We start from the raw sequence: 13,522 nt of genomic DNA, 5'->3' as shown, positions 1-13,522 counted from the left end.
AAAAGCACAAAAAGCCCTTTTTCCCTTAAGGCGTGGGGAATAGGAGATTTAAAAAGCCCATTTAACAGGATTAATCTGATGAACAAACTAACAGTAAAAACCAAAAATTCTCAAGATATAATGCAGCCATTAACAGCCTCAAAAACCCCAATTGAAGAAAAGTTAATGGAGCTATTCAGTGCCTCAGAAAAGTCATTTTTGGCAGAGGAAGCAATGGAGGAGCGAATTTCTGCGATTGTTCAAGACTTTTTGTACGCAAAAACCGCGAGTACAGATCTTGACTTAGAGTTAATTATTCAGGAGTTTAGGGAAAACAAAATTCCCGCCTTTCCTACAGATGTTGGGAATTATATCGATGATTTTGCCAAAACCCTCGTTGCCCATTCCATTCACACATCTTCCCCCCGATATATCGGTCACATGACGAGCGCACTTCCCTATTTTGTGCGCCCGATCGCGAAGCTTTTAACCGCGATGAATCAAAATTTAGTCAAGATGGAAACTGCAAAAGTTTTAAGCCCCTGCGAGCGCCAGACTTTAGCAATGATGCACCGATTAATTTACGATTTTTCTGAGGATTTTTATAACCAGCACATTCAAAAAAGTGACAGCACGCTCGGTATCATGGTAACGGGCGGCACCCTAGCTAATATCACAGCCATGTGGTGCGCTCGCAACGCTTCTTTCGGGCCAAAAAATAACTTTAGTGGCATTGAAAAAGAAGGTTTGTACGCAGCTTTAGAGTTTTACGGTAACAAGGGAATGGTGATAATCGGCTCCAGTTTGATGCACTATTCTTTTGAAAAGGCTGCCGGTTTATTAGGCATTGGCGATCGCAGTCTCATAAAAGTTCCAACCGATTCCAATCACCGCATGGATTTGGCAGCGCTGCGCCAAACTGTAGCCGAATGTCGCGATCGCAATCTGCACATTCTGGCAATTATCGGTGTTGCAGGCAGCACCGATTCGGGAAGTATCGATCCGCTTCCAGAAATAGCCGCGATCGCGCAAGAAGCAAACGCTCACTTTCACGTCGATGCCGCTTGGGGTGGCCCCGTGCTTTTTTCCGAACGTCACCGACACAAATTCGCAGGTATTCAACTAGCAGATTCCGTCACCATAGATGGACACAAACAAATGTATTTGCCAATGGGAATCGGCATGGTTTTATTCCGCAATCCCCAAACCGCCAAAGTTATTGAAAAACACGCGCCCTACACGGTGCGAAAAGAGTCCATCGATCTAGGCAAGCGATCTCTCGAAGGCTCTCGATCGGGTGCGAGTTTGTTCTTGCAAGCAGCGTTGAATATCATCGGCCATCAAGGCTATGAGTTTTTGATAGATGCAGGCATCCATAAAACCCAGCACTTGGCCAATTTAATTCGGGAAAGTCCAGAATTTGAATTGCTGCTAGAACCAGAAATTAATATTCTTTTATACCGCTACATTCCAGAAACATTCAGGGGGAAAGCAGCCAAAAAACAACTGGCAGAAGCAGACAACCACTTCATCAATCAATTTAACGAGCGCCTTCAGGAGGCCCAGCGGCGAGCCGGTCACACCTTCGTATCGCGAACAACCGTGCAAAACACCTGTTATGGCAAAACCATTCCCATTGTTGCTTTTCGAGTCGTCCTTGCCAACCCCCTCACCACTGAAGCAGATATCAACTTTGTTTTAAACGACCAGCTCAAAATAGCAGCAAAGCTTTCCTTAACGATCGCAAACAGCGACAACTACGAGGAGGTAAATTATGATGTCTACTAATCGTTCAGAACGACTAAAAAACCTCTCGCCCCAGCAGCGAGCGCTCCTCCTCAAAGCATTGGGCAAAGAGGCAGTACAGGCCGAGCAATCTAAGCGTATTCCCAGGCGATCGCAGCAAGATTCTGCTCCCCTTTCTTTTGCCCAACAACGGCTGTGGTTCCTCGATCGATTGTCTCCCGAAAACCCTGCCTACAACCTTCCTGCTGCTGTGCATTTGCAAGGACAATTGAATTTGTCAGCACTGCAACAAACACTCAATGAAATTGTCCGGCGTCACGAAGTTTTACGGACTGCTTTTGCAGAAGTAGACGAGCAACCTGTCCAACTGATTTCTTCTTCCTTAAATTTCGCTTTGTCGGTGGTAAACTTGCAACATTTACCAGAAACTGAGCAGCAAGCTGAAATTGAGCAGCGTACTCTTGAAGAAGCCCAACGCCCCTTTGATTTAACGCGATCGCCCTTACTGCGAGGCACTCTCCTGCAACTTGGTTCGGCAGAATATGTGTTACTGCTAACGATACACCACATTATTTCTGATGGTTGGTCTATGGGCGTATTGGTGCGAGAAGTGGCCGCACTTTATGAAGCTTTTTCCACTGACAAACCCTCTGAGTTGCCTGAACTTCCCGTACAGTATGCCGACTTCGCCAGTTGGCAGCGGCAGCATTTCCAAGGAGAGAAATTAGAAAAACAGCTCGCTTATTGGAAACAGCAATTGGGAGGCGCTTTAGCTGTGCTGTCAACAGATAAGCAGCGCTCTCCCGTGCCAAGTTTCCGAGGATCGCAGCAATCTTTTGTGATTTCTGCTTCTTTAACTGAAAGGCTAAAAACGCTCGGTCAGAAACAAGATATAACCCTATTTATGACTTTGCTGGCAGCATTTCAATCCTTGCTATTTTGCCAAATAAAGCAGGAAAATCTCGCCATTGGCTCTCCAATTGCCAACCGCAACCTCCTGGAATTAGAGGAATTAATTGGATTTTTTGTTAATACTTTAGTGCTACGAATTGACACAGCAGGTAATCCAACTTTCCGCGAACTACTTCGTCGAACACGCGAGGTAGCATTAGCAGCTTACGCTCACCCCGATGTCCCTTTTGAAAAGCTCGTCGTGGAATTGCAGCCGGAGCGAAATCTCAGCTATAACCCGCTATTTCAAGTGTGGTTTGTTCTCCAGAATGCACCCATACCCCCCCTGAAATTAGGCGATTTGACCTTGAGCATTCTGGAATTCGATGTCGGTATGTCTAGACACGACTTAAGCCTCACTCTCTGGGAGATTTCAGAAGGAATTCAAGGCTTATTTGAGTACAAAACAGACTTGTTTGAAGCTGCGACTATTGCCCGAATGGTGAGAGGTTTCCAAGCCCTCCTCAACCAGGTAGTCATCCAGCCAGATATCAAGATGGACGACTTGGCTAAAATTCTTGCCGAAGTCGAAAGGCAGCACCAAATCGAGCAGGAAAAACAAATTCATAGTTCCGGGATTAACAAATTAAAAATGGCTAAACGCAAAGTTATGAACAGTTTTACATGATGGCTCAATCTCTCATATTTATTCTGGAAAAATGAATAAAATTTTCACCAATTTTGCAAAAATTATGACAAATACAGAAACAAAAAATCTCAATTCCCAAAAGTTAGGAGCAGTTAGGCGAAAAGCCGTCAGCCTGTCCTCAGAGGAATTAGTCAAAACCGCCTATCTCCAGCCCGAAAACCTTCTACCTTTAGTTGTTCAGCCAACAGTAGAAAAATTAAATCTCGCGGGTTGGGCACAGAACAATCGCTCATCAATTGAAACACAGTTATCGAAGCATGGAGGAATACTTTTTCGAGGCTTTGAAGTTGGCGATGTGAATGGTTTCGAGCAGTTTATTCAAACTCTTGCTGGCGACTTGTTGGAATATTCTTTTCGCTCAACTCCGCGTAGCTTGGTGAGCGGAAATATCTACACTTCCACCGAGTATCCTGCCGAGCAATTCATCCCGTTGCACAATGAAATGGCTTATTCTCGCAATTGGCCACTGAAAATTGCTTTTTTCTGCGTTAAAAAAGCCGAACAAGGAGGAGAAACTCCGATCGCTAACAGCCGCAAAGTGTTTGAAACCCTGGATTCAAAGATTCAAGAAAAATTTGCCCAAAACAAGGTTATGTATGTGCGAAATTACGGCGGTGGCGTAGATTTGTCCTGGCAAAATGTCTTCAATACTGATAGCAAAATTGAGGTAGAAAACTATTGCGAAAAAGCTGGAATTGAGTTACAGTGGAAAAGTGGCGATCGCTTGAGAACTCGGCAAATATGTCAAGCTATCGCTCAGCACCCAAAAACGCAGGAAATGGTGTGGTTTAATCAAGCTCACCTCTTCCACATTTCCAATCTAGAACCCGTCGTTCGCAAAGAGCTTTTAACTTCTTTCAAGCAGGAAGATTTACCCCGCAATGCTTATTACGGCGATGGCTCGCCCATTGAAGATTTTATATTAGACGAAATTCGTCGCTGCTATCAGCAAGAAACGATACTTTTTCCTTGGGAAGAAGGAGATGTCTTGCTGCTAGATAATATGCTAGCCGCGCACGGACGCACCCCATTCTCTGGTTCGCGTCGAGTTGTTGTCGGGATGGCAGAACCGTTTAGCTGTCAAGATATTTAGACCCATGAAAGGAACAGTAGATATGCAAAATGAAACAATCGAAGGGTTTAGACTTTCTCCACAGCAACGACATTTGTGGGGGTTACAGCAAAATAATTCTCAACAGATATATCGTGTTCGAGGTGCAATTTTAATTTCAGGAAACCTCGATCGAGAGATTCTGAAAAAGGCGCTGCAAAATGTCGTAAATCGGCACGAAATCCTGCGTACTAGCTTTCACTGCTTGCCAGGGATGACACTACCCCTGCAAGCGATCGCCCGCACTGGTGAAATTCCTATCTCAGAACACAATCTGAGCGGTTTGTCTCCCGAAGAACAAGAAGCTAAAATTGAAGCGCTTTTTCAGCAACTAAACCTGCTTGCTTTTGATTTTGAGCGCGGCCCACTTTGGCATCTCTCTTTAGTAACTTTGGGGGAAAACAAGCACCTATTGCTGGCGAACTTCTCTGCCTTAATTGCAGATAGTGTCACCCTGAAAAATTTTACCCGCGAACTCAATCTTTCCTACTCAGCTTGTGGGCGCGGGGAAGAGTTCTCTGATGAGTCAATGCAATATGCCGATATTGCTGAGTGGCAAAATGAGTTACTCGAATCAGAAGAAACGGCAATCGGCAAAGAATACTGGCGCAAACTGAATCTTGAATCTTTGGATTGCTTAACGCTTCCTTGGGAAAAGCAGAATTCCGCTTCGGAATTTCAGCCGCTAGTAGAAAGGGTGGAAATTCGGGGTGATTTGTTGAACAGATTGGAAGCGATCGCGCAAAAACACCAAAGCGATATTTCTACATTCCTGCTGACTTGCTGGCAAATTTTAATTTGGCGGCTTACCAGACAGCCAAACCTGATAGTCGGCGTAACTGGAAACGGCAGGAAATATGAAGAATTAGAACACTCTCTGGGGCTGTTGAGTACCTATTTACCGCTACATTGCGACTTGCAAGACGAATTCAGTTTTGCAGAAGTTTGGCGACAAGTTGAGCTAAATCTCAAAGATATTCACACTTGGCAAGAATATTTTACCTGGGAAGAAACTCTAGAATCCGATAAAAGTAACGCTTTTTTGCCCATCTGCTTTGAGTGTGAAACAGAGCCAGAGAAATATGGCGAGTCTGGCGTTTCATTTTTCCTCGATCGGCAAGATGCCTGCCTAGAGCCATTCAAACTTAAACTTTCCTGTCTTTCACGAGGCAATTGCTTAATCACCGATTTTTGCTACGATCCGGCTTTATTTGAAGCTGAAGATATCAAACGCTTGTCAAAACACTTTCAGGCACTATTAGAAAGTGCAGTAAAAAGTCCACAAATTCCCATTAGTCAGTTAAATATACTTAGCGATCGCGATCGTCACCAACTTCTCATTGACTTTAACCAAACTCAAAAAGATTACCCGACAGACAAGTGCGTTCACCAGCTTTTTGAAGAACAAGCCGATCGCACGCCAGATAGCATTGCCGTTGTCTTTGAAAGTGAACAAATCACCTACCGAGAACTCAACGATCGCACCAATCAACTGGCCCATCACCTGCAAAACTTGGGAGTTGAGCCAGAGGCAATTGTCGGAATTTGCGTCGATCGCTCTTTAGAAACAATCGTAGGAATGCTGGGCATTCTCAAAGCCGGTGGTGCCTATTTGCCGATCGATCCGGCAACCCCAGTAGATCGCAAAGCACTCATGCTAGAAGACGCTCAGGTGAAGGTTTTGCTCGCACAACAGCGGCTCATCGAAAGCTTGCCGAAAACTCAGGCAAATATTGTTTGCATCGATCGAGATATTCCGACTGTTTCTGCCTCTTACACGCCCCCTGTTTCTACAGACAATTTAGCTTATGTCATCTATACTTCCGGTTCCACTGGCATCCCCAAAGGAGTAGCGATCGAACATCGACAACTGCTCAATTACCTGTACGCTATTCAGGAAAGATTAAACCTGCCATCTGGTGCCAGTTTTGCTACCGTTTCCACCTTCGCCGCCGACTTAGGAAACACAGCGATTTTCCCCGCCCTTTGTTTCGGCGGTTGCCTGCATATTATCTCCCAAGAACGCGCCACCGATCCAGAGGCACTGGGTGAATATTTTTCCCGCAATCCCATCGACTGCCTCAAAATAGTTCCCTCTCATCTAGCCGCCCTTTTAAATTCCTCCCAACCAAAGTCAATTTTGCCTGGGAAACGGCTTATTTTAGGTGGTGAAGCTGCCAAATGGAGCTTAATTAAAACACTTCGGAATCTTGCTCCCAGTTGCTCAGTCTTCAATCACTACGGGCCAACAGAAACAACTGTAGGTGTCCTGACTTATCAAGTCGAATTGGATAAAACTGGGTGCGATTTTGAGACGGTTCCACTCGGTCTTCCGATTGCCAACACTCAGATTTATATCTTGGATTCTTACTTGCAGTCGGTGCCGATAGGCGTACCTGGTCAACTGTACATCGGCGGTGAGAATTTGGCGCGCGGATATCTTAACCGCCCTGAATTAACCGCAGAAAAATTTATTCCCAATCCATTTGACACGCAAGCAAAGACGCGACTGTACAAAACCGGCGACTTGGCTCGCTATTTGCCAGACGGAAACATCGAATTTATCGGGCGAATTGACGACCAAGTAAAAATTCGCGGTTTCCGCATTGAATTGGGAGAAATTGAGGCGGTGCTGGGGCAACATCCAGATATCGCGCAGGCTGTAGTGGTGGCGCCAGAAGACGAGATGGCACAAAAGCGCCTCGTGGCTTATTTGATTTCTGAGCAGAAATCAGCACCAAGCAGCAGCGAACTTCGCCGTTTTTTAGCGACAAAATTGCCTGAGTACATGGTGCCTTGGGCTTTTGTAATGCTCAAAAGTTTGCCTTTAACTCCTAATGGAAAGATCGATCGGCGATCGCTGCCAGAACCTGACGAAATGCGGCCGGAGTTGACAGAAAACTTTGTCGCGCCTCGCACAAATATCGAGGAAGTTTTAGCCGCTATCTGGGCTGAAGTTCTCAAACTTGAAAAAGTCGGCATTTACGACAACTTTTTTGAATTAGGAGGGCATTCCCTATTAGCCACTCAAGTAATTTCCAGAGTGCGCCAAGCATTTCAGGTCGAGTTGCCTTTGCACCGTTTATTTGAGTCTGCGACTGTCGCCGATTTTGCTGTAGCGATCACGCAAAAGCAAGTCGAACAAACAGACAGTGAAATGCTAGCGAGGGTGTTAGCAGACCTCGATCAACTTTCAGAAGCACAAATTCAGGAAATTCTCGCCCAGCAAGGAGTCAGCAAATGAGTGATTTAATTGAACGCATCGCGGGTCTTTCTCCTGAAAAGCGCGAGTTGCTGTTGCAGCGACTCAACCATAAAAAAGAAAGCGTTTCGCTAGCAAAAATTCTGCCTCAAAGTCGAGAGTCTAACACTTTTCCTCTGTCGTTTGCTCAACAGCGGTTATGGTTTTTTGAGCAACTAAATGCAGGCAACTTTACCTATCACATCGTCGCCGGCGTGCGTTTGACGGGAACACTCGACGCGAGAGCCCTCGATCGCAGTCTCAACGAACTTGTCAAGCGTCATGAAGTGTTGCGAACGGCTTTTAAAACAATAAACGGGCAACCCGTTCAGGCGATCGCTTCCAATCTGGAATTTAAAATTTTAGAAATAGATTTGCGATCGCTTCCTGAAACTGAACGCGATCGCGAAATTGAATGGTTGATCGCCGCAGAAGCAAAGCTTGCTTTCGATTTGTCACAAGCACCCTTATTACGTGCCAAATTGCTGCAATTGAGCGATTCAAACTGGGTGCTGCTATTGAGTACGCACCACATCATTTTCGATGCCTGGTCAATGGGAATATTCATTCAGGAACTCGCCACATTTTATCAAGCCTTTTGCACTGGCAAACCTTCTCCCCTTCCCGAACTGTCGGTACAGTACGCAGACTTTGCAAGTTGGCAGCGCCAGTGGTTGCAAGGAGAAGTTTTAGAGACGCAGCTTGATTACTGGAAAAAACAGCTCGGAGGCAATCTTCCTGTACTAAATTTGCCAACAGATCGCCCCCGCTCGGCAATACAAAGCTTCCGAGGTGCGGTGCATAAATTTACTATTCCCAAGGCAATCGCAGAGGAAATCGTCCAATTGAGCCAGCGGGAAAAAGCTACTTTATTTATGACCCTACTGGCAGCGTTTAAAACATTGCTTTATCGCTACACCGGGCAAGAAGATATTTTAGTCGGCTCGCCCATTGCTAACCGCAACCGACGCGAAATCGAGGAATTAATTGGCTTATTTGCTAACACTTTAGTTTTCCGAACCAATCTGTCGAACAACCCAACTTTTAAAGAGTTACTGGCTCGCGTGCGAGAAGTAGCTCTCGGCGCGTATAACCACCAGGATTTACCATTCGAGAAACTGGTAGAAATCCTACACCACGAACGAGATTTAAGTCATAATCCGCTATTTCAGGTGTTGTTCTCTCTGCGAAATGTTCGGACACCGCAGATAAAATTGCCAGGAGTGATGTTGAGCAATTTAGAAATAGAACGAAAAACGGCGAGATTTGATTTAGCGCTTGACCTGGAGGAAGGATTAGAAGGTATTAATGGAACGCTTGAGTATAGCCAAGATTTGTTTGACGCTAGCACTGCACGACGGATAGCCGGACATTTTATTACCTTACTAGAAAGTATAGCTACCAATCCCGAACAGCGCCTTTCAAATTTGCCAATCTTGACAAAACCTGAACAGCAGCAACTACTATTCGAGTGGAACAATACTCAATCGAATTTTCCGCAAGATAAGTGCATACATGAACTATTTGAAGCCCAGGCAGAACTGACACCAGATGCGATCGCTGTCGTTTTTGAAAATGAATGTCTGACTTACCGGGATCTGAACAAAAAAGCAAATAACCTCGCAAGTTACTTGCAAAAAATCGGTGTCAATCCAGAATTTTTGGTAGGAATTTATGTCGATCGCTCCCTAGACATGGTGGTAGGGCTTCTCGGCATCCTCAAAGCCGGTGGTGCTTACGTTCCCCTCGATCCAGCATATCCGCCAGAGCGCCTTGCATTCATGCTAGAAGACGCGCAAATTTCAGTGTTACTCACTCAGCAAAAACTATTAGAAACACTGCCAAAAAATAGCGCCTCTATCGTGTTTCTGGATGCAGATAGGGAAGGCATATCGAGCTGCGACGAGCCAGTCGTGGGTTTACAAAATTCCTCAAATTTAGCCTATGTCATCTATACTTCAGGCTCAACAGGTCAACCCAAAGGAGTGCAAATTTCCCACGCCTCTGCCGTTAACTTCTTGAGTTCTATGCACCAACAACTCGCGATCGCAGACGGCGATGTTTGGCTAGCAGTAACATCCTTATCTTTTGACATTGCAGCACTGGAACTGTTCCTGCCTATTACAACAGGTTCTCGCGTTGTTGTAGCCAGCCGAGAAGTGGCATCAAACGGGGAAAAGCTGTTAGAAACATTAACAAATTCTGGCGCGACAGTTATGCAAGCTACTCCAGCCAGTTGGAAAATGCTTTTAGCAGCAGGATGGCCGGGAAACAATCAATTAAAAATACTGTGCGGGGGAGAAGCTTTACCCCGACAGCTCGCCAATCAGTTGCTTTTGCGTGGCGCTGCTGTGTGGAATTTATACGGCCCTACAGAAACCACTATCTGGTCTACTCTCTATCAGGTCGATCGCAAAGATGAATCAGTTTCCATCGGTCGCCCGATTGCTAACACTCAAATTTTCATATTAGACCGCTATTTAATGCCGGTTCCCGTTGGCGTATTTGGCGAACTGCACATCGGCGGTGCCGGCTTATCTAGAGGCTACCTAAACCGACCGGAACTAACCGCAGAGAAGTTTATTCCTAACCCCTTTGCAGAGGACGGAATTCATGCTTCATGCTTCATTCATCCTTCATCGTTTATTCTTTCAGAACGCCTCTATAAAACCGGGGACTTGGCTCGCTATCTCCCAGATGGAAACATTGAATTTATGGGGCGCAGCGACCACCAGGTGAAAGTTCGCGGATTTCGCATCGAATTAGGCGAAATTGAAGCGGTACTCAGCCAATACCCAGCCGTGCGAGAAGCGATCGCACTGGTTCGAGAGGATAATCCGGGCGACAAGCGTTTAGTAGCTTATATCGTTGTTAACTCAGCACTCAAAACTCAAGAATCAGAACTTATTAATGATTTGCGCTCTTACCTGAAACAAAAACTGCCGCAGTACATGATTCCCTCAGCGTTTGTGTTGCTGGAAGCCATGCCTTTAACGCCTAACGGAAAAATCGATCGGCGATCGCTAAGAGCACCTGACACAAACACAGCGGAATTCGAGAGCAATTTTACCGAGCCTCGAACTCCCGACGAGCAATTAATAGCAGAAATTTGGGCGGAAGTTCTCGGTTTAGAGCGAGTTGGCATTCACGATAACTTCTTTGAATTGGGAGGTCATTCATTGCTGGCTACTCAGGCGATCGCCCGCCTGCGAGAAGCGTTTCAAATTGAATTGCCCCTGCGCGTTTTATTTGAATCGCCTACCGTCGCAACTGTGACCGAAAGCCTCTTGCAATATCGCACCGAGCAAAACCTGAAAGCACCCCCCATTGATCGCGTCTCGCGGGATGGAGAATTGCCCCTTTCCTTTGCACAACAGCGGCTCTGGTTCGTCGATCAATTGCAACCGGGCGATCCAGCGTACAATATTCCCGCAGCCGTGCGCTTGAAAGGCGCGATCGACGTGACAGCATTACAGCGCAGTTTCCAAACAATTATCGCTCGCCACGAAGCCTTGCGGACAATTTTTAACACAGTGGAAGGGCGACCGATTCAAACGATTATTCCCTCTCCGACTTTCGCGCTTTCAGTCATAGACTTGCGGGAATTTCCTCACTCGCAGCGGGAAGCCGAAGCGGTGCGACTCGCTCTTGAAGAAGCGCGACAACCTTTTGACTTAGCAAAATGGCCATTAATGCGCGTTACTTTGCTACAGTTAAACGAGACAGAATCTATATTATTGCTAACCATTCATCACATCGTTGCAGATGGCTGGTCCCTAGGGGTACTCGTGCGGGAAATGGCTGCACTCTACGAAGCTTTTTGTGTTGGAAAACCTTCCCCACTTTCTGAGCTTCCCCTTCAATACGCCGATTATGCCGTGTGGCAGCGAAACTGGCTTTCTGGGGAAGTTTTAGAAACAAAACTTGCCTATTGGAAGCAACACTTAGGCAATCCTTTGCCAGTGCTGCAACTGCCTACCAAACAACCGCGCTCTAATGTTTCTACCTATCGGGCTGCCCTTCAACCGTTCCAGCTTTCCCCAACCCTTTCGCAAGCCCTCAATAAGCTGAGTCGTCAAGAAAGTGCCACCCTATTTATGACGATGCTAGCCGCTTTAGAAACGCTGCTATATCGCTATACAAATCAGGATGACATCATTGTCGGCACAGACCTGGCAAATCGCACCCAAATTGAGACAGAAGCTTTAATAGGCTTCTTTGTCAATATCCTCGTTTTGCGGACTGATTTGAGTGGCAATCCCACTTTTTGCGAATTGCTCGCAAGGGTGCGCGAAGTAACTTTAAAAGCCTACGCTCATCAAGATTTACCCTTCGACAAATTAGTGGAGGGATTGCGCCCCGATCGCACTCTAAATCAGCCACAAATCTTTCAAGTTTTATTCGTCATGCAAAATATGCCGATGCCTGCTTTAAAGCTGGGCAATTTAACTTTAACTCCGTTAGAAGTTGACAGCGAAATTGCGAAATTCGATTTAGTTCTCTTCGTGGGGGAAACCGAGCGGGGAATTGCCGGTAGTTGGAAATATAATGCAGGTCTTTTCGACTGCGCCACCATAGAGCAAATGTCAAATCGCTTTGAAACCCTCCTCAGCAGCATTGTAGCGCAGCCAGAAACTCGGTTAAACAACTTGGAAATTATCACGGAAGCTGAAAAACAAAAACAAACCATGCAAGAACTAAAGCGCGAAAAAATAAATTTCAGCAAGTTTAAGAGCATTAAACCGAAAGAGGTTGCTCTGCCTGAAGGCGAGTTGATAAAAACCGAGTTTCTTCAGCCTGGGGAACTATTCCCGTTAGTCATCAAACCCTCTGTTAATAATGTCGATCTCGCAGATTGGGCTAAGAACAACCGCGAATTGATAGAAGCAAAATTGCTACAGCACGGAGCAATTCTGTTTCGAGGATTCATTGAGCCTGTGGTTTCTGCTTTCGAGCAGTTTGCTCACGCAATTTGTCCTGAATTATTTGGGGAGTACGGGGATTTGCCACGCGAAGGAGTTAGCGGAAAAGTTTACGGTTCAACTCCTTACCCAGCAGATCAAGCTATCTTATTTCACAGCGAGAGTTCGCACCTGCACCGCTGGCCGATGAAAATCTGGTTTTTCTGCGTTCAGCCAGCGCAACAAGGCGGAGAAACGCCGATTGTTGACTGCCGTAAAATTTACCAGTTGCTAGACCCGAAACTAAGAGAAAAATTTGCCCAAAAGCAAATTATGTACGTCCGTAACTACACAGACGGACTGGATGTAAGCTGGAAAGATTTTTTCAAAACTGAAGACAAATCGGTGGTTGAAGAATACTGCCGGCAAGCTGGGATGAAATTTGAGTGGAAAGCAGGAAATAATTTGAGAACTCGCAAAATTCGCCCCGCAATTGCCAAGCACCCAAAAACCAAAGAGATGGTATTTTTCAATCAACTTCCCTTGCACCACATTTCCTGCTTAGATGCGGCAACCCGCGCTTCTTTGCTCTCTGTTTTTGGAGAAGAGAACCTCCCCCGCAATGTTTATTACGGTGACGGCACTCCTATTGAAGACTCGGTAATGGCACAAATTCAGGCAGTGTACGCGCAAGCTGCTGTTAGTTTTCCCTGGCAAGCAGGAGACATCTTAATGCTAGATAATATGCTTGCCGCTCACAGTCGCAATCCATTTATCGGTTCGCGAAAAATTGTTGTAGCGATGGGCGAAATGATTCCTGAATCAGGAATTTAATTTCCTCTCATCTCTTCCAGGGCTGTTTCATTCTCTTGTAGGGGCTGCCCCCCGTGGCTGGCCCAATCTCTGAAACACCTAGCAAATCGTGGATGGGGAGGGCGGGCACG

The 13,522-nt window shown here is 45.9% G+C and carries 5 protein-coding genes; all 5 read left to right on the top strand.

All coding sequences use genetic code 11. The features are described from left to right. The first annotated feature begins 78 nt into the window (after positions 1-78). Positions 79-1,767, top strand: a complete 1,689-nt coding sequence (gene panP / locus QUA58_RS13165; RefSeq protein WP_333394406.1) for a pyridoxal-dependent aspartate 1-decarboxylase PanP — start codon at positions 79-81, stop codon at positions 1,765-1,767. Continuing rightward, on the top strand, positions 1,754-3,304 hold the full coding sequence (locus QUA58_RS13160) for a condensation domain-containing protein (protein ID WP_333394405.1): 1,551 nt from the start codon (positions 1,754-1,756) through the stop codon (positions 3,302-3,304). Before panP ends, QUA58_RS13160 begins: the two co-directional genes overlap by 14 nt. Before the next feature lie 64 nt (positions 3,305-3,368). After that, positions 3,369-4,418 (top strand): TauD/TfdA family dioxygenase, encoded by a 1,050-nt coding sequence (locus QUA58_RS13155; RefSeq protein WP_333394404.1) that lies wholly within the window; start codon positions 3,369-3,371, stop codon positions 4,416-4,418. A gap of 22 nt (positions 4,419-4,440) precedes the next feature. After that, positions 4,441-7,680, top strand: a complete 3,240-nt coding sequence (locus QUA58_RS13150; protein ID WP_333394403.1) for an amino acid adenylation domain-containing protein — start codon at positions 4,441-4,443, stop codon at positions 7,678-7,680. After that, positions 7,677-13,412, top strand: a complete 5,736-nt coding sequence (locus tag QUA58_RS13145) for an amino acid adenylation domain-containing protein (protein ID WP_333394402.1) — start codon at positions 7,677-7,679, stop codon at positions 13,410-13,412. The genes QUA58_RS13150 and QUA58_RS13145 overlap by 4 nt, the downstream gene beginning before the upstream one ends. Positions 13,413-13,522: the final 110 nt, after the last annotated feature.

The organism is Microcoleus sp. N9_A1, from assembly GCF_036701795.1.
Lineage (GTDB): Bacteria > Cyanobacteriota > Cyanobacteriia > Cyanobacteriales > Microcoleaceae > Microcoleus.
The sequence above is the reverse complement of the archived record's forward strand: the minus strand, read 5'-3'. Positions and strand labels throughout refer to the sequence as shown.